Annotated in this window: 24 protein-coding genes and 1 other RNA gene; 8 read left to right on the top strand and 17 right to left on the bottom strand. The window is 42.9% G+C overall.

Annotation, left to right across the window (positions count from 1 at the left end; all coding sequences use genetic code 11):
* Positions 1 to 3 precede the first annotated feature (3 nt).
* Positions 4 to 669: an NAD-dependent epimerase/dehydratase family protein gene (locus FTU46_RS02965; RefSeq protein WP_005235308.1), complete on the bottom strand. Its 666-nt coding sequence runs from the start codon at positions 667 to 669 to the stop codon at positions 4 to 6.
* A 213-nt stretch (positions 670 to 882) separates the two neighbouring features.
* Here FTU46_RS02965 and rpsT point away from each other — a divergent pair, with 213 nt between their 5' ends.
* Complete coding sequence (gene rpsT / locus FTU46_RS02960; protein WP_004786139.1) at positions 883 to 1,152, top strand: 30S ribosomal protein S20; 270 nt, start codon at positions 883 to 885, stop codon at positions 1,150 to 1,152.
* Positions 1,153 to 1,291: 139 nt separating this feature from the next.
* On the opposite strand, the gene FTU46_RS16660 is transcribed toward rpsT, so the two are convergent.
* The 3 genes from FTU46_RS16660 to FTU46_RS02950 form a co-directional block, all read right to left on the bottom strand.
* Positions 1,292 to 1,414 carry a hypothetical protein gene (locus FTU46_RS16660; RefSeq protein ID WP_004786141.1) on the bottom strand — a complete coding sequence of 41 codons (123 nt, stop codon included), beginning with the start codon at positions 1,412 to 1,414 and terminating at the stop codon, positions 1,292 to 1,294.
* Positions 1,415 to 1,534: 120 nt separating this feature from the next.
* On the bottom strand, positions 1,535 to 2,284 hold the full coding sequence (locus FTU46_RS02955; RefSeq protein WP_104426195.1) for a histidine phosphatase family protein: 750 nt from the start codon (positions 2,282 to 2,284) through the stop codon (positions 1,535 to 1,537).
* A gap of 60 nt (positions 2,285 to 2,344) precedes the next feature.
* A complete protein-coding gene (locus FTU46_RS02950; RefSeq protein ID WP_180104304.1) occupies positions 2,345 to 3,196 on the bottom strand; it encodes a 3'(2'),5'-bisphosphate nucleotidase CysQ in 852 nt (283 codons plus the stop codon).
* Positions 3,197 to 3,208: 12 nt separating this feature from the next.
* Here FTU46_RS02950 and FTU46_RS02945 point away from each other — a divergent pair, with 12 nt between their 5' ends.
* The 4 genes from FTU46_RS02945 to FTU46_RS02930 all read left to right on the top strand — a co-directional run bounded on the left by FTU46_RS02945 (position 3,209) and on the right by FTU46_RS02930 (position 6,207).
* Positions 3,209 to 3,895, top strand: a complete 687-nt coding sequence (locus FTU46_RS02945) for an HAD hydrolase-like protein (RefSeq protein WP_004786146.1) — start codon at positions 3,209 to 3,211, stop codon at positions 3,893 to 3,895.
* The gene (locus tag FTU46_RS02940) at positions 3,888 to 4,328 is read left to right on the top strand and encodes an RNA-binding S4 domain-containing protein (RefSeq protein ID WP_180104303.1); all 441 of its coding nucleotides are present in this window, start codon (positions 3,888 to 3,890) and stop codon (positions 4,326 to 4,328) included. The genes FTU46_RS02945 and FTU46_RS02940 overlap by 8 nt, the downstream gene beginning before the upstream one ends.
* 145 nt (positions 4,329 to 4,473) lie before the next feature.
* A complete protein-coding gene (gene recA, locus FTU46_RS02935) occupies positions 4,474 to 5,517 on the top strand; it encodes a recombinase RecA (RefSeq protein ID WP_004786150.1) in 1,044 nt (347 codons plus the stop codon).
* A 75-nt stretch (positions 5,518 to 5,592) separates the two neighbouring features.
* Positions 5,593 to 6,207 carry a regulatory protein RecX gene (locus FTU46_RS02930; RefSeq protein ID WP_180104302.1) on the top strand — a complete coding sequence of 205 codons (615 nt, stop codon included), beginning with the start codon at positions 5,593 to 5,595 and terminating at the stop codon, positions 6,205 to 6,207.
* Between the two features lie 299 nt (positions 6,208 to 6,506).
* Here the strand turns inward: FTU46_RS02930 and ffs are convergent.
* An RNA gene (gene ffs, locus FTU46_RS02925) (signal recognition particle sRNA small type) lies at positions 6,507 to 6,603 on the bottom strand.
* A gap of 295 nt (positions 6,604 to 6,898) precedes the next feature.
* Between ffs and FTU46_RS02920 the strand changes: the two genes are divergently transcribed.
* Complete coding sequence (locus FTU46_RS02920) at positions 6,899 to 7,702, top strand: YbgF trimerization domain-containing protein (protein WP_125278335.1); 804 nt, start codon at positions 6,899 to 6,901, stop codon at positions 7,700 to 7,702.
* 68 nt (positions 7,703 to 7,770) lie between these two features.
* Here the strand turns inward: FTU46_RS02920 and lpxA are convergent, their stop codons facing one another.
* From lpxA to rimO, 12 genes are all read right to left on the bottom strand, one after another.
* Complete coding sequence (gene lpxA / locus FTU46_RS02915; protein ID WP_004786156.1) at positions 7,771 to 8,559, bottom strand: acyl-ACP--UDP-N-acetylglucosamine O-acyltransferase; 789 nt, start codon at positions 8,557 to 8,559, stop codon at positions 7,771 to 7,773.
* Entirely contained in the window at positions 8,556 to 9,041 is a 486-nt protein-coding gene (fabZ, locus tag FTU46_RS02910) for a 3-hydroxyacyl-ACP dehydratase FabZ (RefSeq protein WP_171064833.1), read from the bottom strand. Before fabZ ends, lpxA begins: the two co-directional genes overlap by 4 nt.
* A gap of 5 nt (positions 9,042 to 9,046) precedes the next feature.
* Positions 9,047 to 10,117 (bottom strand): UDP-3-O-(3-hydroxymyristoyl)glucosamine N-acyltransferase, encoded by a 1,071-nt coding sequence (gene lpxD / locus FTU46_RS02905; RefSeq protein WP_180104301.1) that lies wholly within the window; start codon positions 10,115 to 10,117, stop codon positions 9,047 to 9,049.
* A 3-nt stretch (positions 10,118 to 10,120) separates the two neighbouring features.
* Positions 10,121 to 10,612, bottom strand: coding sequence for an OmpH family outer membrane protein (locus tag FTU46_RS02900; RefSeq protein ID WP_218951162.1), 492 nt, complete (start codon positions 10,610 to 10,612; stop codon positions 10,121 to 10,123).
* 80 nt (positions 10,613 to 10,692) lie between these two features.
* Positions 10,693 to 13,152 (bottom strand): outer membrane protein assembly factor BamA, encoded by a 2,460-nt coding sequence (gene bamA, locus FTU46_RS02895; RefSeq protein WP_373686577.1) that lies wholly within the window; start codon positions 13,150 to 13,152, stop codon positions 10,693 to 10,695.
* Positions 13,153 to 13,235: 83 nt separating this feature from the next.
* Entirely contained in the window at positions 13,236 to 14,591 is a 1,356-nt protein-coding gene (gene rseP / locus FTU46_RS02890) for an RIP metalloprotease RseP (RefSeq protein ID WP_180104298.1), read from the bottom strand.
* Positions 14,592 to 14,594: 3 nt separating this feature from the next.
* The gene (gene ispC / locus FTU46_RS02885; protein WP_180104297.1) at positions 14,595 to 15,791 is read right to left on the bottom strand and encodes a 1-deoxy-D-xylulose-5-phosphate reductoisomerase; all 1,197 of its coding nucleotides are present in this window, start codon (positions 15,789 to 15,791) and stop codon (positions 14,595 to 14,597) included.
* Entirely contained in the window at positions 15,792 to 16,616 is an 825-nt protein-coding gene (locus FTU46_RS02880; RefSeq protein ID WP_034702638.1) for a phosphatidate cytidylyltransferase, read from the bottom strand.
* A 5-nt stretch (positions 16,617 to 16,621) separates the two neighbouring features.
* Positions 16,622 to 17,374: a polyprenyl diphosphate synthase gene (uppS, locus tag FTU46_RS02875; protein ID WP_179992307.1), complete on the bottom strand. Its 753-nt coding sequence runs from the start codon at positions 17,372 to 17,374 to the stop codon at positions 16,622 to 16,624.
* A 7-nt stretch (positions 17,375 to 17,381) separates the two neighbouring features.
* Complete coding sequence (gene frr / locus FTU46_RS02870) at positions 17,382 to 17,936, bottom strand: ribosome recycling factor (RefSeq protein WP_005235283.1); 555 nt, start codon at positions 17,934 to 17,936, stop codon at positions 17,382 to 17,384.
* A gap of 79 nt (positions 17,937 to 18,015) precedes the next feature.
* Entirely contained in the window at positions 18,016 to 18,744 is a 729-nt protein-coding gene (gene pyrH, locus FTU46_RS02865) for a UMP kinase (RefSeq protein ID WP_004786170.1), read from the bottom strand.
* Positions 18,745 to 18,790: 46 nt separating this feature from the next.
* On the bottom strand, positions 18,791 to 20,134 hold the full coding sequence (gene rimO, locus FTU46_RS02860) for a 30S ribosomal protein S12 methylthiotransferase RimO (RefSeq protein ID WP_004786172.1): 1,344 nt from the start codon (positions 20,132 to 20,134) through the stop codon (positions 18,791 to 18,793).
* 350 nt (positions 20,135 to 20,484) lie between these two features.
* Here rimO and glnL point away from each other — a divergent pair, with 350 nt between their 5' ends.
* Both glnL and glnG read left to right on the top strand, forming a co-directional pair.
* The gene (glnL, locus tag FTU46_RS02855) at positions 20,485 to 21,594 is read left to right on the top strand and encodes a nitrogen regulation protein NR(II) (protein ID WP_180104296.1); all 1,110 of its coding nucleotides are present in this window, start codon (positions 20,485 to 20,487) and stop codon (positions 21,592 to 21,594) included.
* Entirely contained in the window at positions 21,581 to 23,062 is a 1,482-nt protein-coding gene (gene glnG, locus FTU46_RS02850; RefSeq protein WP_180104295.1) for a nitrogen regulation protein NR(I), read from the top strand. The genes glnL and glnG overlap by 14 nt, the downstream gene beginning before the upstream one ends.
* The last annotated feature ends 27 nt before the right edge of the window (positions 23,063 to 23,089 follow it).

The following is a 23,089-nucleotide window of genomic DNA, read 5'->3' as shown; positions in this document are numbered from 1 at the left end:
CCCTCATTTCATTTTTTGTATGGCTAAATTATCATAAATTTCAAATTTCACAGTCTGATTCAGTGCTGCATATACCATAGTATGAGCCACCTGCTCTGCTGTCACTGGCTTGTATTTAAAAGAATCGGGGATGAAATGCGAAAACTTGTCAAACAGGTTCTGTGCCGCATCTTCCAGTAAACGCTGATGATCCCGCTCGCCAATCAATAAAGACGGACGGAACAAGCTGATACGCTCCAGAGACAAGCTCTGGATATAATCCTCTAATTCACCCTTTACCCGGTTATAGAACAGTCTGGATTTTGAATTGGCACCCATCGCACTAATCAACAGATAATGAGCATCCGTTTGCTGCACCAGTTCGGCAAAATGGGCGTTGATGGTGTAATCGGTATTATAAAAAGCTTCTTTGGAGCCGGCTTTCTTTAGCGTGGTACCCAGACAGCTAAAGGCATGAGTATGGCCACTGACATCCTGATCATTGAGCATTAAGAAATCCTCAACGACCACCTGCTTGACCTTGTGCCACTGTTCAAATTCTGGTTGATGTTTACGCACGATGACGCTAATACGCTTACAACTAGGTTCATTTACCAGCTGTTGTACCAAAGTCTTTCCGACCAAGCCTGTAGCGCCAATCACGATAGGATATGTAATGGTTTTAGTCATTTTTTGTACGATCTCCCTGCTTAGATACTAATCTAACGTTTTCTTTAGAATTTTTCTGCAACTAAAATGTTGTCAAAGCATGTCAAGACTTGACTTAAGCCCATAGTTTCCTCAAAATATGGCACTTGTTTACGGGCTGGTGATAGTTCTTCTGATGTGGTTTTCAGTTGAGTTTCAGCCCGCCCAGACCAATCTATTTCAAGGAGTGCACGAGTGGCAAACTCTGCTCAAGCAAAAAAACGTGCTCGTCAAAACGTTAAAGCACGCAAACACAACGCAAGCTTGCGTTCTATGGTTCGTACATATCTTAAACGTACAGTAGCTGCTATTGCTGCTGGCGACTATGCTGTTGCTACTGAAGCTTACAAAAAAGCTGTTCCAGTAATCGACCGTATGGCTGACAAAGGTATCATCCATAAAAATAAAGCAGCTCGTCATAAGAGCCGTTTGAACGCGCAAGTTAAAGCATTAGCTTCTAACTAATCGCAAATCAAAAGAAGCCCTTTTAGGGCTTTTTTTGTGCCTGAAATTTAATACCAAATCAACAATAAAGAATGATGAATACCAGAAAGTATCTAATCCTAGTTATAGAAATCTTCTATTCAAATAAAAATAGAATACATTATTCATCCTTATCCATAGAATGAGGTGTTGTGGTTTGATCTTGCTGCGCATTGTCTGTATCACGCTGACAGGCAGTTAATCCCAGCATAACGACCAGACTTAAAATTGTGATTATTTTCATGATAACTCCTATGCTTCCAAAATTGGTTTAAATATCAGCATAGTGATATTTCATCATTACTCTATTTCACTTTCATACGATAAATGTAAAAAGCTCAACCTAAATGATTGAGCCTTTGAATTATTTATTGACCTTTAATTCGGTATTCTGAAATTGGGAAATATCCAGCTCATGCACTTTGCCACGCCAGATCCATTTTAGTTTAGATTCCTCAAATACATCGCCTTCAAACCAGACAAACAGACCTTCCATCATTTTCGGCCAGTCTTCACGACTGACTTCCTGATGCCCAGACATCACTGCAATCATCGCTGCCAGAATGGTGTCATGACTGACCGCCAGACTGAGTCCATACAGCGTTTTCGGATGAGTGTTGTAAATTAATTCCAGTACATCCACTACGCCATTAATGGGATGTTTCATTCCGGGCAAGGCATTATTGACGAAGCTATTGATAAAGCCCAATGCCCCCTGTTTTTTGAAATATGGCCCTGCTTTTTGAATATCCAGTACAAAGCTGCCTGGCTCAACTAGCAAACCCTGTTCCACGATTTCAATCTTATGGGTATGCGGTGCTTTATCCGTTGCATCTGCCCCTTCGATCATCAATGCTGCGGTATCTACGCAGCGCTGAATCGGACTCGATATACAATGCTGAATATGCCGATCTGTCTGATTGACCAGATAAGCGCCCCATTCCTGCGCCAGATCACGTCCTTGCGGCGTCAACTGCAAATCATAACCTGCCAGTCCCTGACCAGCGACATCTTCACGCAGAGAATGCCGCGTAAACAGAGTCACAGGTGTCTTGGTATCAGGCAATAAATCTATTGCACTGAGCATACTTGGTGGAAGCAGTTTTAATGCCACAATCTTGCCAACTGATCTATCAACGGAATCTTCCTCACTATACCATGAACGGCTATGAGCTCAATCATTGTCTTGCATGTCTGCCAGTGCCTGTAAAGCCAGTGCTTTCATGGCTTCATTCTTATAGGCGATAAACCCGCCATTCAGTAAGGTCTTGCGCTGATTGTAGATGAATGGCCGACCTTCCAGATCAACCAACCCTCCACCAATCCGCTCAAGCATGCATTGACCGGCACTGGTATCCCACTCAGAGGTTGGATGGAAACGCGGATAAATATCTACCCGGTCTTCAAGAATCATGCAGAATTTATAGGCACTTCCTGCCTTGAACTCGGTGTACGCGCTAAGTTTAGCCAGACTTTGCAGATACTCGACATATTTTGGCTTTTGCTGACTGCTCTGACTCAGACCGACAAAGACATCCTGATGATCGGTAGCTGCCTCATAGTTAAACCATGCCTGATTCTGAATATCGTATTTAATCGGCAAGCCTTCTTCAGGACAGAAATAAATTAGCTGCTGTGCAGGAACCGCCAAAATGGCAAAAGTAGTCAGACTGCCTCTGACCAGACTGAGATTAATCGTGAATTCGGGGCGCTGATGCAAAAACTCTTTGGTGCCATCCAAAGGATCTAGTAACCAGAAATCTGTCCAGGCATGACGCTGATCCTGCTGCCCCTCTTCTGACAATAAAGGCAATTCTGAGATTTCCGCTAAAGCTTGGGTTAAATAACTATTCACCCGATAGTCTGCCTGGGTCACAGGAGAATCATCACTTTTCTTGACAATATCAAACGCAGCACCTGAACAATAACGCTGATATTCTTCTCGCAAAATTTCACAGGCCTGTGTCAAAATGGGCACAAACTGCAAAATCATCGGATCTTGTGGTGCTATTGTCGCTTTAAACATAGAAAACCTTATATGTCGAATTGCTCAGAAAAACCGCCTGTCATTTTTGATATGGACGGAACTTTACTTGATCTTGCCTACGATGATTTCATCTGGAACGAGTTATTACCGGTCCGTTATGCTGAAACACATGGCTGTAGTCTGGAACAGAGCCGCGAAACGCTTTATGCATTCTATCAGCAACATAATCATACCCTAAACTGGTACTCTTCTCGCTTCTGGACGGCTAAAGTCGAAGTCGATGTTCTGGCCATGCAAATTGAGCATAAAGATAAAGTTAGCTTACGCCCTTATTGCCTGGAATTACTCGATTATCTTAAAAATAATGGCTATCCGATCTGGCTTGCCACCAATGCCGACTGTGCAGGACTCGCCTTCAAACTGGATCATCTGAATCTCAAAGATTATTTCAATGTCATTGTCAGCTCGGAAAGCATTGGACATGCCAAGGAATTTGTAGAATTCTGGCAAGGTCTGAATGCTTTGCACCCCTTTGATCCTGAGCAGGTCTATTTTATTGATGATACCGAAAAAGTCCTGAATGGCGCCAAGGCTTATGGCATCCAGAACCTGTTCTGCATCCAGCAACCTTCTTCCAGTAAAGTTGCACGCCAGACTTGCAATTACCCGATGCTGCACCAATTAACAGATTTAATCACTCATTTAAATCAGTCTGAGGTAAACAAGCAATATGCGTAAATCGTCTTTACCCGAAGATGCGGTAGGCATGCGTATAGATAAATGGCTGTGGGCGGCACGTTTTTTTAAAACCCGTTCCATTGCCAAGAATGCTATTGAGGGCGGTAAAGTCCATCATAATGGTGAGCGTGTAAAAGTATCTCGCGAAGTCCGTGTGGGTATGGAGTTGACGATTCAGCAAGGTATCGACAAAAAAACCGTAGTTGTAAAAGAACTTTCTGATGTTCGTGGTCCTGCACCTGTGGCACAGAAACTGTATGAAGAAACTGAAGTCAGTATCGCTCGCCGGGAATTGATTGCATCACAAAGAAAGTTGCATAATCTAGCGCGTCCCGATCATCGGCCAAGCAAAAAAGAACGTCGAGACATCAGTCGATTCAAGAATGAAAATAGTCAGAACTTTGATCAACATTGGTCATATAATGATGATTAAATTCAAGCGTCAGCATGTGTCGTAACACTGCTGGATTTTATAGAACACAAGGGAAATTTCTGTCACTATATTCCTGTGGAACGAAGCTCTAATGTAAGACATCCACTTGAGTACTAAGTTTGTGACATCGTATTGAGGTTGTAAGATGGATGAGAATAAAAACAAGGCGCTCAATGCTGCCTTAAGCCAGATTGAAAAACAGTTTGGTAAAAACACAGTGATGCGTCTTGGTGACAATACCGTGCAAGCAGTTGAAGCTGTATCTACAGGCTCTTTAACGCTTGATATTGCACTCGGTATTGGTGGTTTACCGAAAGGCCGTATTATCGAGATTTATGGTCCTGAATCTTCAGGTAAGACCACAATGACATTGCAAGCGATTGCTGAATGTCAAAAAGCTGGTGGTACATGTGCATTCATCGATGCCGAGCACGCGCTTGATCCTCAATATGCCCGTAAACTCGGTGTAGATATTGATAACCTGCTGGTTTCTCAACCAGACAACGGTGAACAGGCACTTGAAATCGCTGACATGCTGGTGCGTTCCGGTGCGATTGACCTGATCGTAGTCGACTCTGTTGCTGCATTGACGCCTCGTGCCGAGATTGAAGGTGAAATGGGTGACTCACATATGGGTCTGCAAGCACGTTTGATGAGCCAGGCACTGCGTAAAATTACCGGTAATGCCAAGCGTTCAAACTGTATGGTGATCTTCATTAACCAGATCCGTATGAAGATTGGTGTAATGTTCGGTAGCCCAGAAACGACTACTGGTGGTAATGCACTTAAATTCTACGCTTCGGTACGTCTGGATATTCGCCGTATCGGTCAGGTAAAAGAAGGCGATGAGATTGTAGGTTCTGAAACCAAAGTCAAAGTTGTGAAAAATAAAATGGCACCTCCATTCAGAGAAGCTCTGTTCCAGATTCTGTATGGTAAAGGTGTTAACCATCTTGGTGAACTGATTGACCTTGCAGTACAGCAAGAAATTGTTCAGAAAGCGGGTGCATGGTATTCATATCAAGGCGACAAGATTGGCCAAGGTAAGAACAATACCATCCGTTATCTGGAAGAACACAAAGAGCTGGCGGATACTATTGAAAAACTGATCCGTGAGCAACTGCTTACTACAGGCAAAGTAGTCGAAGATAAAGACGAAGAAGAACCAGCAGACTTTCTGGATGCATAATCCTTGAACGTCATAACAGAGCGCCCTACGGGGCGTTTTTGTTATTATGGAATAGATATTTTTATCGAGATCAATATGTCAGACGCAAAATTCAGCAAACTTTTGGACTATGACGCGATTAAACAGCAGTTTGGTGATGCTGAAGACTCAGTCACTCCTGCACCTATTGAGTCACAGACTTTGCCAGAATTTGATCCGGAAGACAGCTTATTTGGTAACTCCGATAAAGAGCAGAAGAAACCCGGTCTAACCGGCACCCGTTTGCGTTCTTATGCCTTTGCTGTACTAACTCGTAAAGAATACTCCAAAGCTGAACTCATTGAGAAACTGGCGCTTTATGCAGAAGATCGTAATGAAGTGGTCACTTTGGTTGAGGAACTATCTAGAGAAAATTATCAGAGCGACCAGCGTGTCGCTGAAATCATGTTATCGAGCCAAAAGCGTAAAGGCAAAGGTCCCAATCAGATTAAAATGAAGCTGAAAAGCAAAAAAATTGATACTGCCCTGATCAGTGAAGAACTAAAAGAAACGGACTGGGTACAACAGGCTTATGAACTGAAGCTTAGAAAATATGGTCCAGAAGTGACGAAAGACCCAAAACTTAAAGCCAAACAGATCCGTTTTCTAATGTATCGTGGTTTTGAAATGGATGCGATCATGAAAGCGATTAGCCGCAAGGCCGAAGATTAATTCTTTTGTATTTGTGAAAAATATGCTTAGGCTATTTTTTATTTTCCTCTTTGCCATCCTGCTTAAATAGTTTCCCTTATTACAATTAATCTCAAACAGCAAAAAGCTTTCAAAAGCTCAAATTAAGATAATCTATTTTCATGATTGAATTTCAATGTTCCAAACAATTCAAGTATCCAAGGAAGCGGCATTAGATAGAAATTTAAAAGTAAACATTAAAGAAAGGGAAAACAATGAAGATTAAGATTGAAAAATAAAGAGAGAATAGAGAAATTTTATAATTATAAATCTGGTGGCAACCCTACCAGCAAAGCTCCGGCACATCATAGATCTACTACCGTTGCTACCTTCCGGTCCTGGCGGGGTTCATAGAGTACAATTGCGAAGTAACCGGCAGGGCTACCATTACAGGAACAGAGTATAGAGATTTTTATTGAAGTTGCAAGGGCTGTATTTCAAATTTTCGGCATAAGCTATCCGTTTGATTATTTTAAAAACAATATGCCCCAAGATGCTGATTTTTTAATATTCTTCACAATTAATTCATGAATATCGAAATTCACATGATCTTTGTAAAACCTTGTTGCAATTTCTAAAAATGCCGTTTTAAATGTGAAGCTATAAACGGGTTATCTCTTTTAGAATAAATGAGCTGCGGATACATAATCTCGCCAAGAATCATGGAACTTATATGATGTTTAAGAAACAGGTATTGTGTGCCCTCACTGCACTCTGTACAACCTCTCTTTTTGCTGCGATTCCTATCGAATCACGTGGACTCAGCCAAGGTGCTCAATCAAATAATATCAGCACTCAATCTGCCATTGCTACAGGCGCAGATGCACCTCAGACCAATACCAGCTGGCAGCTTATGCAAAAAAACCAGCAGCTTGAAAATGATCTACGCAGTTTACGTGGAAAAATCGAAGAACAAGAAAATGAGATCGAGAGATTAAAGAGCGAATTAACCAACCGCTATGCCGATCTGGATCAACGTCTGGAACTATTACAGCAAAAAATTGAACCTGCTGAAGATACTCCCGCGGAGGATAACCAACAGGATATTTCTCCCAGTGTAAGCTCTAATGCTCCAGTAGCGACCAATCAGGCATCTACAACGCAACAGCCGAGTGAGCAGGAAAAAGCGGCTTATACCATTGCACTGGATGCCTATAAAAATGGTGGTGCAGCTAAAGCCATTGCACCCATGCAGAATTTCATCAAGAATAATCCGAATAGCGTCTATATCAGCAATGCTCACTTCTGGTTAGCCGAATTTAACCTGTCGATTGACCCACCGAATTTTAATGAAGCAAAGAAGAATTATCTGATCGTGGTTGACCGCTATCCGAATTCTGCAAAAGCCTCTACTGCCCTTTATCAGCTTTATAATATTAGTAAGGATGTCGAAAAGAACACTACTCTTGCTTCGCAATATAAAGCGAAACTACTCAAGAACTATCCGAAAGCTGAAGAAGTTAAATTTTTGAAGTAGATAAAATTCCCATAAAAAAAGACACCACGAAGGTGTCTTTTTTTTAATTCTACTTTCATTTATTTAGCTTAGCGCACAATGCCACGCTTTGATTGTTCGAGTGAATCAATCAGACGTTGTGCTTCTGAAACTTCTGGAAGAATCTCGTTACGGATTTTCTCGATGGCTTCCTGAGTCGTTAAGCCAGACTTGTAAATTAGCTTAAAGGATTCACGTAAACCATTAATCACGTCTTTCGACCAGCCTTTACGACGCATGCCTTCAACATTCATGGCAAATGCATGGGCCGGGTTACCCGATACCATCACATAGGCAGGAACATCTTTCAGAATCAGTGAAGCACCACCAATCATGCTGTAAGAGTCAATTTTACAGAACTGGTGAATACCTGAGTTACCACCAATCACGACATAATCGCCTACGTGTACGTGACCCGCCACACCGACATTATTTGCGAAAATATTATGATCACCAACCATACAGTCATGTGCAATATGGGTATTTACCATTAACAGGTTATGACTGCCAATCTTGGTAATACCTTTGTCTTGCACCGTACCACGGTGCAGACTGCAGTGTTCACGGATCTTGTTATAATCACCAATTTCCAGCCAGGTTTCCTCGCCTGCATATTTCAGATCCTGGCAGACTTCACCGACACTGGCGAACTGAAAAATTTCATTATGTTCACCAATACGTGTGAAACCACCCACCACGACATGTGAATGCAGTTTGGTACCAGCACCAATCGTGACATTTGGCCCAATAATACAGTAAGGGCCAATCTGTACATCTGCAGCAATTACTGCAGATGCGTCAATGATGGCAGTTGGATGAATTAGGGGATTATTGCTCATGCCTGCTCGACTTTCAGATGGGAAACCATAATTTCCGCGGTTGTTGCGACAATGCCATCTACTGTGGCAATACAATTATATTTATAAATGCCACGTTTTTGCATCACTAATTCAGATTTAAGTACTAATTGGTCGCCAGCAACCACTTGTTTTTTAAATCGAACCTTCTCAGCGCCAGCAAAAAGAAATAATGAACCTTCTTTTGGAGTTTCATTATTCATGACAAAACCAAGGATACCTGAGATCTGCGCTAATGCCTCTACAATCAATACGCCTGGCATGATTGGATAGTTCGGAAAATGGCCTTGCAGAAACTCTTCATTAATTGAGACGTTTTTATAACCAACAATGCCATTTTCGGTAATATCGACAACGCGATCAACCAGTAAGAATGGATAGCGATGGGGCAAATATTCACGAATCTTTTGAATATTCATTGGCAATTCAGGCTTCGTGAATGTAGGCAAATTCGACTCTGTCATCATAATTATTTACGCAACTTAAATGTTGATTCAATGGACTCAATTTGAGATTGCATATGATCCAATCGTTTCACCAACTGGGTCAATGGCACATCTGCTAATTGTCTTAAGCGAACCACTGTGCGTTTCCATTGCTGATTTGGCAACAATCCCATGCCTGAAGAATAAGTACCTTCTTCAGTAATGTTATTTGTCACCATTGACATTCCTGTCAAGGTCACATTATCGGTGATATGTAGGTGTCCTGCTACCCCACAGGCTCCCGCGAGAATACAGTTTTTGCCAATTGTGGTACTACCGGCAATCCCGCATTTGGCTGCAATCGCAGTATTTTCACCAATCTTGACGTTATGGGCAATTTGCACAAGATTATCAATAATGACACCTTGTTCCAGAATTGTGTCATCCAGTGCACCCCGGTCAATACTACAGTTTGAACCGATCCGGACATCATCTGCAATACGGACTGAACCCAACTGGGCAATTCGATGCCATTTACCTTGATAAGGTGCAAACCCAAAACCTTCACTACCAATCACGGTATTGGCATGGATCCGAACACGATTACCGATTTTTGTAGCACTTGTTAAAGTCACATGTGCATCAATAAAACAGTCCCGACCAATTTCAACCTGGTCGTCGATCTGAACGTGTGACTGGATAATCGTATTTTCACCCACCACACAATTCTCACCAATGACGGCATAGTGGCCAATATAGGCACTGTCAGCAATGATGGCAGATGGATGAATTTGTGCGGTACTTTCAATTCCCTGAGTCGTATGTTTTTTCTCAAAAACGTGAGTCAGAATTGCAAAAGCCAGATAAGGATTGGCTACGACAATGAAGTTCTGCTGGGAAGTTAGCTGCTCTTTTAATTCAGCAGTCACAATTAAAGCGCCCGCCTTACTCTGAGTTGCCTGTTCCAGATATTTATCTGCATTGACAAATGCAAGGTCATGAGAGGTTGCATTTTCAAGACTTGCCAAACCTCTCAAACATAAATCTGCCTGACCTACATACTCACCTTGGACAAGACGAGCGAGGTCAGCTAACTGAAGTTTTTGATAATTCATCGATTATTTAATTGCATTAACCTTTTGAATCATTTTATCAGTTAAATCATACTTCGCGTCATAAGCAAGTACGGAATTTTTATTTAAAACCACATCTAGCTTGTTTTCTTGGCGTAATTGTTCAGCAGCACGCTTCAAATTTCCTTCAAAAGCCTTATTTACACTTTGCATGCGCGTTTGTACAGTTGCCTGTACCTGTTGCTGTACACCTGCCAGTTGAGTCGCTTTGCCTTCAAATTCTTTGGCTATTTTTTCACGTTCTGCCTGTGTTTTTGCAGCCTGGCCTTTTTGCTTGATTGCAGCAAGGTCTTTTTGAAACTGTGCAATCTGGGCAGTTTGCGGCTTGATTTCATTTTCCAGAGTGGCATTTTGCTGCTTTAAATAGGTACTGTTTTGTACTACTTTTTCCAGATCAACAATTCCGTAATCATCCGCATGTGACAATGAAGTTAAACTCGCTAAAGCAATACCCATTGCCATCATCATTTTTTTCATGTTTTTACCCATTCAAAAAATTTTGCTCACAAAACCTGATGGCTTTATGAGCAAAATCTGTATTTAAGATCAAAGTATTCTTAGAAAGTACGTCCAATTTCAAATTGAACATTTTGAGTTTCATCACCGTCTTTATCATTCAACGGGTATGCATAGCTCAGTGATAATGGACCAATCATGGTAATCCAGGTGAAACCAGCACCTACGCTATAACGCATATTGCCTGCATCGAAACCAAAGTTATCTTTACAGTACTGTTTACCACTAATCGAGCTGCCATTCACGAAAATATTATCATTAGATACATCACACTGAGTATCAAATACTTGAGCACCTTCAGCAAAGAGTACTGGACGAACCTGACGCGCCCAATCTCCCTTAAATGGAACAGGCAGCACTAACTCAGTACCAAACTGAACTAAAGCATTACCGCCCACTTCTTCTGGGGATGGATCAGTTCGGCCGATGTCAGAGAAATATACGCCTGGATATTTAGGACCTAAGGTACTGTTTTCATAACCACGTACCGAACCATAACCACCGGCATAGAAGTTCTTATAGAAAGGCAGGTCATTACCATAACCTAAACGACCATAACCACGCAGAACAAAGTCTTTGCCTAATGGGAAGAAAGCTTGAGCGTCATAGGTGAGCTTTTGATATTCCACATCACTACCCGGCAAGGCAATTTCTGCATTGACACGATGTGACATACCTGTAGTCGGGAACATTGGACGGTTCAAGGTGTTATAAGACCAACCCAGATTCAGGTTATAGGTCAAGAAATCACCCTTAAACTCTTGACCATATGAAATAGTATCAAGTGGATCACCATCTGCATCTACACAGTTGCCTGTTGCAGATTCAACCTGACCTGGACAGAAGTCACCACGCTTGGTTTCTTTACCGCCATTACGTTCCAGATAGTCAGCCACATATGTAGATACGTATGGCCCTGTAGTAACTTCAGTCTGGTCTATATTCAGACCCAAACTTACACTCTGGTTCTCATCAATTGGATAACCAAAATTAATACCGCCACCCAAGCTGTCTGTAACATAGTTATTTACGTTATAGTCATCATCCAACTTTGTTTTACGGTAGTAAAGATTATAACCGCGACGTACACCATCAATCGTGAAGTACGGGTCCATTACACTCAAGTTATAATAATCTTGAGTTTCAGAACGTGACAGATCAATCGAAACGCTGTTCCCTGTACCCAGGAAGTTAGTCTGACTTAATCCAGCCTGGAACGTTACACCACCACTTTGAGAGAAACCAACAGCTAGAGTACTTGTACCTGAATGCTGTTCTTCAACTGCCACATTCAAATCAATTTGATCCGGTGATCCTGGAATACGAACAGGTTTGATATCAACTGTTTTAAAGAAACCAGTACGCTCTAAACGTACTTTAGACAGGTCAATCTTCTCATTGCTTGCCAGCGCACTTTCCATCTGGCGCATTTCACGACGCAATACTTCATCGGCAGTTTTAGAATTACCTGTGAAGTTGATCCGACGCACAGTTACTTGTTGACCCGGATTAATATAGTAGTTCAGGTCAACCTGTTTAGTTTCGTTATTGATTTGAGGTACAACATTTACTTCAGCATAGTAATAACCAGCATTACCATATTTACGTAGCAATAGCTGTTTGACCGCATTCACTCGTTCCTGAGAGTAAGTGTCGCCTTCTTTATACAACTGCAAAGCTTGTAACTCTTCAGGTTTATAAAGCGCATCGCCCAAGAATTTGGTTTGTCCAAACTTAAACTGTTCGCCTTCATTGACTGAAACTTCAATAAAGACATTCTTTTTATCTTCACTCAGGTTCAGACTTGAATTGGTAATATTGAAGTTGATGTAACCACGGTTCAGATACATCGCACGTAAAGCTTCCAGGCTCGCAGCCATTTTTTCACGTGCATAACGGTCATTACGTGAAATGACCGAGCTCCAGCCACTTTCTTTAACAGCGAAAGCCTGCTTGATATCTGATTCTTTAAAGACAGTATTGCCGATAATATTGATATCAAAAACTTTAGCGGCTTTACCTTCAACAAAATCAATCAGCACTTCAACGCGGTTATTTGGTCGCGGTGTCGTTGTTACCGTAATATCGGCATCATAACGACCTTGCTGCATATATTGCTGTTCCAGCTCGGTTTCGACTGTTTGCAGTGCAGATTTCTTCAGTACCTCACCTTCAGCCAGACCCATTTTTTTCAGGCCTTCTTCCAGTGCTTCCTTTGGAATCAGCTTATTGCCTTTCAGCTCAATTTTCGAAATTACCGGACGTTCTACGACCTGGAATACCAAGGTATTGCCCTGCTGAATGGCTTTAATGTCATCAAATAGCCCAGATGCATACAGGCTACGAATCGCATTGGCAATAATCGGATCATTCACCCGGTCACCACTGTTGATTGGCACCAAGCCGTACACATTTTCAGGAGTTAAACGCACCAATCCATCAAATTTTATATCTTGTACAATGAAGTCTTCTGCCGCATATACTTGTTGTGCTACTGCCATTGCACTAACGAGTGCCAAAGGCATAAATAAATGTGTGTGCTGCATGCCAGTCTTTTCCGCTGTTAATTATTCCATTTACGTTATTATAAACGCATAAAGTCATTAAATAATGCCAAAAGCATCATACTGCCGAGCAGTACCATACCAATTTTTAATCCAATCAATTGTATTTGTTCAGAAACAGGTTTACCACGAATTAATTCGATAAAATAATAAACCAGATGTCCGCCATCAAGCATTGGGATTGGCAATAAGTTTAATATCCCTAAACTTACACTCATTAGCGCCATAAAGGAAATAAAAGTTTCCCAACCCATTTCCGCGCTTTGTCCCGCCACTTTGGCAATGGTAATCGGGCCAGAAAGATTATCCAGACCAATCAGACCACGTACCATTTTGACGATCGAGTTCAGAATCATTGAAGACAGATGTGCTGTCTTGTCAAAGGCCATCACCATCGCCTCAACAGGCGTATAGTGAATCGTCTGTTTATATTCAGCAGGAATTGTCACCTTGCCCGGATCGCTTTGAACTCCGAGCATACCGGTTACATTCCCCATATTGTCACGTTTGCCTTGCGGCATGACCTGAAGATGCACGACCTGATTACCACGTAATACATCTATCCTAAGTAATTTTTCTGGTGATGCCTGTACCACTTGTACCACATCGAACCAGTCTTTCATCTGTACACCATCAATCGCCAGAATCTTGTCACCTTCTTTAAGACCCTGACGAATGGCTGCACCATCTTCACTCAGTTTGCTCACCACAGCCGGAATTTCCGGACGATATGGCAAGAAACCTAGTGTATCAAGAGGTGACTGACTTTGATCTTTAAGAAAGTCTTGAATTGGTAACTGGAATATCTTGTTTTCACCCGCACGATCTGCCTGAATCGAAACCACACCAGTTTCACCCACACGATCTACCAAGGCATAACTCAGTTTTTCCCAAGTTTCGACTTGTGTACCATCTACAGCGACAATCTTGTCGCCCGGCTGCATCTGTACCGCGGCTGCAGGTGTGTTTGGTAAGACCTTACCTACACGAGTATTCAGCTGTTCCTGTGCAGGTAAAAAAAGTACCCAAAACAGGACAACAGCTAAAAGCAGGTTAATGAGAGGACCCGCAGCAACGATGGCAATACGTTTCCAGGGATGCTGACGGTTAAAGGCTTTAGGCAAGTCTTCTTCTGCCACACTGCCTTCACGCTCGTCCAGCATTTTGACATAACCACCCAAAGGCAAAGCTGAAAGCTGATATTGGATACCGGATTTTTTGGAAGTCCACTTTAGAAGGGTTGGTCCAAAACCAATGGAATAGACCAGTACTTTAACGCCCAGTTTACGTGCCACAATGTAGTGACCAAACTCGTGAATCGCAATTAAGGGACCGAGTAATAGGATTGCGGCTGCAATAATAAACAAGGCGTTCATGTCTTAACTTCCTTTATTCACAACATATTGCTGTGATAAACCTCGTGCTGTGTGATCTGCATGCAAGATAGTATCCAGATCCTGTGCTGGTTGATTGTCCATCTGGTTCAGGACAGTTTCAACCACCTGAGGAATTTGGGTAAATCTGATTTGCTGATTTAAAAATGCAGCAACTGCAATTTCATTGGCCGCATTCAAAATTGTAGGCGCAATTCCACCACTCTTCATGGCTTGACGCGCTAATTTCAGTGCCGGAAAACGAACCACATCCGGTTCCTGAAAATTCAGTTGTGAATGCTTAAACAAATCCAGAGCCGGGATATGGGTACTGATCCGTTGTGGCCATGCCAAAGCATGTGCAATTGGCGTGCCCATATCCGGGTTGCCCATTTGTGCCAATGTTGACCCGTCCACATATTGCACCATGGAATGAATAATACTCTGTGGATGCACAACAACTGTAACAAATTGTTCTTGAACTGCAAACAAATGACACGCTTCGATAAGTTCCAGCCCTTTATTCATTAAAGTAGCTGAATCTACGGAAATCTTTTGCCCCATTGACCAGTTTGGATGTTTGCAGGCTTGGGCAGGTGTCACATCATGCAATTGTTCAAGAGAATAGTTCAGGAATGGACCGCCAGAAGCAGTCAGTAAAATCTGATGAACACCGAGCTTAGGTTGACCATTGCGTTCGGCATCAAAGTAGTTTTGAGGCAGGCATTGGAAAATAGCATTATGTTCAGAGTCGACTGGCAACAAGAGTGCACCATAATCTCGCGCGGCTTGCATCATGATGTCACCAGACATGACCAAGGCTTCTTTATTGGCCAATAGGACACGCTTACCCGCTTTGACTGCAGCCAAGGTAGAAAGCAGACCTGCCGCCCCGACTATTGCTGCCATCACGATATCAACATCAGCATGCTCTGCGACTGAAATTAAGCCCGCTTCATCCTGAAGAATTTCGATATCTGATAAGCCCTGCACTTGTAGCAACTGAGAAAGTTCATCGACTTTATTTGCAGGTACTACCGCCACTTTAGGACGGTACTGCTGACAGATTTCTGCCAGCTCAGTAATACGACTTTGCGCTGTCACAGCGAAAACCGAGTAAGCTTCAGGATGTTGCTGCAAAATTTTTAAAGTACTTTGACCAATTGAACCTGTAGCACCCAGTATACAAACAGCTTGTGACATTTATAAATCTACGCCAATAAGTTTTAAAACATATATGCCTGTTGCAAAGATAGGAGCTGCAGCAAGCAAAGAATCAATACGATCTAGTACACCACCATGACCCGGCAAAATACGGCCCGAATCCTTGATTCCAGCACGACGCTTAATCATGGATTCAAACAAGTCACCTAGCACTGAACTAAACACGGTAATAACAGAAAGGATCAGGAACAGACATAGCTCTGGCCAGGTCATATCCAGATAAAGTGAAGCGACGACAACCACGATGAGCATGGAGGTAAGAATACCGCCGTATAGACCTTCTACCGACTTGTTTGGGCTGACATTTGGTGCGAGTTTTTTCTTGCCGAATTTGCGTCCAACAAAGTAAGCGCCACTGTCTGCACCCCATACCAGCAGAAACAGGTACATCAACCACCATGGGGAGTTTAGCCAAACCGAGAAGATTGCTGTAACAGCAGCAGAAACCAGTACAATCCCGATGCCGTGCAAGCTGACATTGTACCAGCCATCATAATCAGGATAGGTTTTAACCCAGTAGATACTCAGCAACCAGGTCAGGATAGATGCCGACCATAATAATAAGGCCACATCCCAATAGTATAAAGCCAGTGCAGATAAGGCTGCAGTCAGTAGACCATAACCCCACGCCACTGGCTTGATTACATTTTTACATTTTCGCGGCATGAGTTTAAACCACTCATAGCCTGCCACCCCGGCAGCCACAACCATCAATGCGAACATTGGATATTGTGATTTGGTCGCAAACATACAGCTCAGTACGACTGCGACCAGCACCAATGCGGTTATAATCCGCTCAAACATGTGTATTAATTCTCAAGTCTTTCTTGAAGAATCTGCTCTGATGTTTTACCAAAACGACGTTCGCGCCCGCCAAATACAGCAAGTGCGTCATCGAATTCCTCTACGGTAAATTCTGGCCATAAGGTCTCAGTAAAATACAGCTCTGCATATGCTGCCTGCCAGAGCAGGAAATTGGACAGGCGGAAATCTCCACCGGTACGAATCAGCAGATCAACAGGCGGCAAGTCACTCAAACTGACATATTGACCGAACACATCAGTATCAATTGCTTCAAGATCTAATTTATTTGTTAAAACATCCGCAGCAATCTGCTTCGCAGCTTGTGCCATGTCCCACATTCCACCATAGCTGATTGCAATGGTAAGCGTCATACTATCGAAATTAGCAGTCCTTTGTTCTGCTTGCAACATCAATGCTTGCAGTTCAGGAGATAAACGCGACCGATCACCAATAAAACGTAAAGCAATATTAAATTTTTGCATACGTGGCAACTGTTCATGAATCGTGTCTTCCAACAACTTCATGAGCAGGTCGACCTCATATTGGGGACGGTTCCAGTTTTCGCTGGAGAATGCAAAGACCGTTAAAGCCTGGATATTTCTTTTTCTACAATGTTCAACAATCGGGTCTAGAACCGTTTTTCCTTCACGGTGTCCATCGCCTTTCTGCATCTGATTTTTTTTGGCAAAACGATTGTTGCCATCCATGATGATGGCAACATGTTTTGGAAGACGAGAATTTTCTTCAGAAGCGGTCATTGATGAATTAGACCTTCATCAATTCAGCTTCTTTCGCAGCCAAGCGCTTGTCAACTTCAGCAACAAATTTGTCTGTGATTTTCTGAATTTCGTCAGATGCACGACGTTCATCATCTTCAGAAATTTCTTTTTCTTTCAACAATGCTTTGATGTCACCCAATACATCACGACGGATATTACGGATCGCAACTTTGGCATTTTCAGCTTCGTTACGTGCAACTTTCTGCATGTCACGACGGGTTTCTTCAGTTAGTGCAGCCATCGGTACACGGATCGCATCAGCAGTAATCGGGTTCAAACCAAGATCAGACTCACGGATCGCCTTATCAATCGCAGCAACCATTGAACGTTCAAATGGTTGAACCAGCAATGTACGTGAATCTTCCACGCCTACGTTTGCAACCTGATTCAATGGCACATCAGAGCCGTAGTAAGGAACCATGACGCCGTTCAAAATTGATGGATGCGCACGTCCGGTACGAACTTTAGCGAAACCATGTTCTAACGAGTCAAGAGACTTGTTCATACGCTCTTCTGCGTCTTTTTTAAGATCGTTAATCATATGATCTTCCTTACTTAATTCTTAAAAGATGTATTTACTAAATTAGGAGGTAGTATAAAGGGCTTTGTAGCTCACGTCATTAATTGGTGACGTGAGTTCCTTCTTTTTCACCCATCACCACTGAAAGCAATGCGCCAGATTTGTTCATGTCAAATACTTGAAGTGGCACATTGTGGTCACGACATAAGCAGATCGCGGTTAAATCCATGACGCCCAACTTCTCGTCCAGCACCTGATCAAATGTCAAAGTATCGTATTTCACGGCATCTTCGTATTTGCTTGGATCTTTGTTGTAAACACCATCAACCTTAGTAGCTTTCAGGATCAGGTCAGATTCAATCTCGATACCACGCAAGCATGCTGCTGTATCCGTAGTAAAGAACGGATTACCTGTACCCGCAACAAATACGCACACTTCACCTTGAGTCAGATGACGGATGGCATCGCGGCTAGAATAAGATTCAACCACTGCACCAATCGGTAATGCAGACATCAAACGGGTTTTGATATTACGGCGTACCAAAGCATCGCGTAATGCCAGACCGTTCATGACAGTTGCCAGCATACCCATCTGGTCACCAGTTACACGACCAACAAGACCGTCTTTTTGCAACTGGCTACCACGGTACAGGTTACCACCGCCCACGACGATACCGACTTGTACACCCAAACCCACGAGATGCGCAATAGAAAGTGACATCTGATCGAGCACTTGTGCATCGATACCCATGTCTTTGTTCCCTGCCAGTGCTTCACCAGATAGCTTTAGCAGGATGCGACCAAATCGTGGCTTTTTAGAATCCAACATCATAAAACTCCAAATTATTTAATATAAATTCTTTTAATTCAAAATCTTAAGCAGACTTGATTGAGATCAGCTTAGCAAATAAATCATATTCATCTGCATCAGTGATTTCGACTTCAAGCAAATCCCCTGCCTTAATCACACTTTTGTCGATATCTTCAACAAAAACATTACCATCAATTTCAGGCGCATCCGCATATGAGCGTGCTACAGCAACCGGGAATTCTTCTTCCAGGTCATCGACTAGCACAGTCATTTTCTGGCCAATACGTTTTTGTAGCTTCGCTGCTGAAATTTCCTGCTGAACCTGCATGAAACGTTCATAACGTTCTTGCTTGATCTCTTCCGGCACATGGTCTGGAAGATCATTCGCTGTCGCACCTTCAACTGGTGAATAAGTAAAACAGCCCACACGATCCAGTTGTGCTTCTTTCAGCCAGTCCAGAAGCATCTGGAAATCTTCTTCAGTTTCGCCCGGGAAACCCACCACAAATGTAGAACGGATGACTAGGTCAGGACATTTCTCACGCCATACTTTTAAACGCTCCAGTGTATTTTCACTGTGCGCTGGACGTTTCATCAGTTTCAGGATTCTTGGGCTGGCATGCTGGAATGGAATATCCAGATAAGGCAGGATTTTGCCTTGAGCCATCAAATCGATCACGGCATCTACGTGTGGATATGGATAGACATAGTGCAGACGCACCCAGATGCCCAATTGACCCAATGCTTCACACATGTCATAGAATTTGGTTTTAACTGGCTGGCCGTTCCAGAAGTCCAGTTTGTATTTGGTGTCGACACCATAAGCAGAAGTATCTTGGGAGATCACGAGTACTTCTTTGACACCTGAACGTTTCAGTGCTGCAGCTTCTTCAAGCACAGAACCAACTGGACGGGAAACCAGATCACCACGCATACTTGGAATGATGCAGAAGGTACAACGGTGGTTACAGCCTTCTGATATTTTCAAGTACGCATAGTGTTTCGGAGTAAGACGAATGCCTTGCTCAGGAACTAAATCAATAAATGGATTGTGTTTTGGCGGCTCAGGAACATATTCATGTACCGCATCCATCACTTCTTCATAGGCCGCTGCACCTGTCACTTTCAGGACGTTCGGGTGCATTTGGCGAATTTTATCTTCGTCTTTTCCTAGACAACCTGTTACGATTACACGACCATTCGCGCTCATCGCTTCACCGATGGCATCTAAAGACTCTTGTACTGCAGATTCAATAAAACCACAGGTATTTACTACTACTAAATCAGCACCGTCATAATCCGATGCGACATCATAACCTTCAGTCTTTAACTGAGTTAAAATTCGTTCAGAATCTACCAATGCCTTAGGACAACCTAAAGATACAAAACCGACTTTGGGGGACTTCATGAATCTGCGCTCCACTAGAATGCGCGTATTGTATGTCTTTTCGCATCATAAAAATAGTTGAAATGGCCACTCTTTGCATCACGCACTAAAATAACGCCATAAAATATTCAATATAAAAGCTTATGCACCAAAATGAATCATTTTAGGTTTACAGCCTCAATTTAATCCGTTATACCTGAGTTTGATTGGGCATCCCTGTCAGATTTCGTGCATTTTTCAGCAAAATTTTAACAAGAGTTCTAAAGTTGGCGTGCATCTTGCTTATTTTGCCTCAAATCTGAACTTTGAAATTGTTATTTTGCTTTATGAAGATGCCATTGCGCCATTTTAATACAGGAAAACCACCGCTAATGGATCAGCCTCTTTCCATCGACTATCGCCTTTTGGTGGACAACCTGACCACTGCCATTATGCTGGTTGATAGTCATCTGAATATTTATTACTTAAATACAGCCTGCGAGGCTATGTTTGATGTCAGCCTGTTACGCGCATCAGGCACGCCGGTATTAAATATACTGCAAGCGCCAACAGATGAATTCAATACTGAAGAATCTCTCTATAACACACTGCATACTGGCCAACCTTATACTCGCCGTGAGGCGACGATCATCGTCAACTTTAAAGACATTCATGTGGACTATACGGTTTCCCTGCTCAATGCGGGCAAGCGAAATCATCCTTTATTGTTGATCGAGCTGAATCAGCGTGACCGTATGCTGAAAATCTCACGTGAAGAAAACTATATCCAGCAGCATCAAGTTGCGCGCCAATTAATTCGTGGTGTTGCACATGAGATCAAGAATCCACTCGGTGGCATTCGTGGTGCAACCCAGCTTCTGGCACGTAGCCTTGAAGATCCAAAATATAAAGAGTTCACTGACATTATTATTAGTGAAGTGGATCGCCTGAGAAATCTGGCAGATAGCATGCTCGGTTCACGCCAGTTACCAAGCTATGAAATGGTCAATGTGCATGAGCCTTTAGAACGCGTCCGCTCACTGATTGTGAATCAGACTAAAAAGAAAATTAAAATTACCCGGGACTATGATCTGTCCCTGCCAGAAGTTCTGGCAGATCGCGATCAGCTCATTCAGGTCATGCTAAATATCTGCGTGAATGCCGTTCAGGCCATGACAGAAAACAAGGATTTCTTTGTCGAGCATCAACCGGAACTTATTTTAAGAACCCGGATTCAGCGTCTTTATACCATTAGTGGTGTGATTCACCGATCTGTGGTTCGAATCGACATTGAAGATAATGGTCCGGGTGTTCCAGACGATATTATCGAAGCTGTGTTCTACCCGCTGGTGACCAGCCGTGCCAAAGGTACCGGACTAGGTCTCAGCATTGCTCAAAATATTATGCATCAACATAACGGAATGATTGAATGCCAGTCAGTTCCAGGAAAAACCGTATTTAGCTTATTTTTACCTTGGGAGTCAGATCATGTCGCGAAATAAAATATGGGTGATTGATGACGATCGTGCCATGCGTTGGGTACTAGAAAAAACATTTAAAGAAGAAGGCTTCGACGTTACCAGTTTTGAAGAAGCCCAGTCAGCACTTGATCAGTTGGGCGTAGATGCACCTGATGTGATACTGACCGATATCCGTATGCCAGGTATTGATGGTCTGACCTTTTTAGGCAAGGTGAAAAATACCAATCCTGATCTGCCGGTTATTATTATGACGGCGCATTCAGATCTGGAATCTGCGGTATCCAGCTATCAAACAGGTGCTTTTGAATACCTGCCAAAACCATTTGATATTGATGAAGCATTGGCACTGGTTAATCGTGCAATTTTGCATATCACCAAATTACAGCAGCAAGAATCTGCCAAGTCTACTCCAACGATTCAATCGACTGAGATTATTGGTGAATCACCAGCCATGCAGGAAGTCTTCCGTGCGATTGGCCGTTTATCGCAATCACATATTACCGTGCTGATTAATGGTGAATCAGGTACAGGTAAAGAACTGGTAGCGCATGCGCTGCACCGCCATTCACCTCGTAGCAATAAACCGTTTATTGCACTGAACATGGCGGCGATTCCAAAAGACCTGATTGAGACTGAATTGTTTGGTCATGAAAAAGGTGCTTTTACCGGTGCAAATACGCAACGTCAAGGCCGTTTTGAACAGGCCAACGGCGGTACGCTGTTCCTGGATGAAATTGGTGACATGCCTTTTGAAACACAAACACGTTTGTTACGTGTCCTAGCTGATGGTGAATTCTATCGCGTTGGTGGTCACATTCCGGTTAAAGTTGATGTACGTATTGTGGCTGCAACGCATCAGGACTTGGAAAAACTGGTACATGACGGCCGCTTCCGCGAAGACTTGTATCACCGTCTAAACGTGATTCGTATTCATATTCCTAAACTGGCGCATCGCTCTGAAGATATTCCGATGCTGGCACAGCACTTCTTGGCGCGTGCAGGTAAAGAACTGGGTGTAAATCCTAAAATCTTACGTCCTGAAACTCAGGAATATATGCAGAAGCTGCCTTGGCAAGGGAACGTTCGTCAGCTTGAAAATACCTGTCGCTGGCTAACCGTGATGATCACAGGCCGTGAAGTTTATCCAGAAGATCTGCCACCAGAATTAAAACAGATTCCAATTCAGCAGCAAGATCCGGGTGCTCCAATTCCAAACCTGAATCAAATTGCGCCGCATCATTGGGATGAATTACTGGGTCAATGGGCAATCCAGAAACTGAAAAACGGCGAAATGAAGCTGTTAGATGTGGCTACACCAATGTTTGAACGCACACTCATTAATGCTGCACTACAACAAACCCGTGGCCGTAAGCGTCATGCTGCGGAACTTTTAGGTTGGGGGCGTAATACGCTCACCCGTAAGCTGAAAGAACTCGGCATGGACAGTGCAGATGATGATGAAGTAGAAGAAGTGGAAGGCCAGGCCTGAAATTAAAAAAGCACCCTTGGGTGCTTT

The organism is Acinetobacter sp. YH12108 (assembly GCF_013419055.1).
Classification (GTDB): domain Bacteria; phylum Pseudomonadota; class Gammaproteobacteria; order Pseudomonadales; family Moraxellaceae; genus Acinetobacter.
This window is presented reverse-complemented; position numbering and strand designations above follow the sequence as displayed.

Excerpts from the sequence above, each read along its gene's own strand:
- FTU46_RS02900 (WP_218951162.1), bottom strand. The coding sequence starts at position 10,612 with ATGAAAAAAATGATGATGGCAATGGGTATTGCTTTAGCGAGTTTAACT.
- bamA (WP_373686577.1), bottom strand. The coding sequence starts at position 13,152 with ATGGCAGTAGCACAACAAGTATATGCGGCAGAAGACTTCATTGTACAA.
- pyrH (WP_004786170.1), bottom strand. The coding sequence starts at position 18,744 with ATGTTGGATTCTAAAAAGCCACGATTTGGTCGCATCCTGCTAAAGCTA.
- glnG (WP_180104295.1), top strand. The coding sequence starts at position 21,581 with ATGTCGCGAAATAAAATATGGGTGATTGATGACGATCGTGCCATGCGT.
- FTU46_RS02920 (WP_125278335.1), top strand. The coding sequence starts at position 6,899 with ATGATGTTTAAGAAACAGGTATTGTGTGCCCTCACTGCACTCTGTACA.
- lpxD (WP_180104301.1), bottom strand. The coding sequence starts at position 10,117 with ATGAATTATCAAAAACTTCAGTTAGCTGACCTCGCTCGTCTTGTCCAA.
- FTU46_RS16660 (WP_004786141.1), bottom strand. The coding sequence starts at position 1,414 with ATGAAAATAATCACAATTTTAAGTCTGGTCGTTATGCTGGGATTAACT.
- frr (WP_005235283.1), bottom strand. The coding sequence starts at position 17,936 with ATGATTAACGATCTTAAAAAAGACGCAGAAGAGCGTATGAACAAGTCT.
- ispC (WP_180104297.1), bottom strand. The coding sequence starts at position 15,791 with ATGTCACAAGCTGTTTGTATACTGGGTGCTACAGGTTCAATTGGTCAA.
- FTU46_RS02940 (WP_180104303.1), top strand. The coding sequence starts at position 3,888 with ATGCGTAAATCGTCTTTACCCGAAGATGCGGTAGGCATGCGTATAGAT.
- FTU46_RS02930 (WP_180104302.1), top strand. The coding sequence starts at position 5,593 with ATGTCAGACGCAAAATTCAGCAAACTTTTGGACTATGACGCGATTAAA.
- rimO (WP_004786172.1), bottom strand. The coding sequence starts at position 20,134 with ATGAAGTCCCCCAAAGTCGGTTTTGTATCTTTAGGTTGTCCTAAGGCA.
- FTU46_RS02965 (WP_005235308.1), bottom strand. The coding sequence starts at position 669 with ATGACTAAAACCATTACATATCCTATCGTGATTGGCGCTACAGGCTTG.
- FTU46_RS02945 (WP_004786146.1), top strand. The coding sequence starts at position 3,209 with ATGTCGAATTGCTCAGAAAAACCGCCTGTCATTTTTGATATGGACGGA.
- glnL (WP_180104296.1), top strand. The coding sequence starts at position 20,485 with ATGGATCAGCCTCTTTCCATCGACTATCGCCTTTTGGTGGACAACCTG.
- lpxA (WP_004786156.1), bottom strand. The coding sequence starts at position 8,559 with ATGAGCAATAATCCCCTAATTCATCCAACTGCCATCATTGACGCATCT.
- uppS (WP_179992307.1), bottom strand. The coding sequence starts at position 17,374 with ATGACCGCTTCTGAAGAAAATTCTCGTCTTCCAAAACATGTTGCCATC.
- fabZ (WP_171064833.1), bottom strand. The coding sequence starts at position 9,041 with ATGACAGAGTCGAATTTGCCTACATTCACGAAGCCTGAATTGCCAATG.
- rseP (WP_180104298.1), bottom strand. The coding sequence starts at position 14,591 with ATGAACGCCTTGTTTATTATTGCAGCCGCAATCCTATTACTCGGTCCC.
- recA (WP_004786150.1), top strand. The coding sequence starts at position 4,474 with ATGGATGAGAATAAAAACAAGGCGCTCAATGCTGCCTTAAGCCAGATT.
- FTU46_RS02950 (WP_180104304.1), bottom strand. The coding sequence starts at position 3,196 with ATGTTTAAAGCGACAATAGCACCACAAGATCCGATGATTTTGCAGTTT.
- FTU46_RS02880 (WP_034702638.1), bottom strand. The coding sequence starts at position 16,616 with ATGTTTGAGCGGATTATAACCGCATTGGTGCTGGTCGCAGTCGTACTG.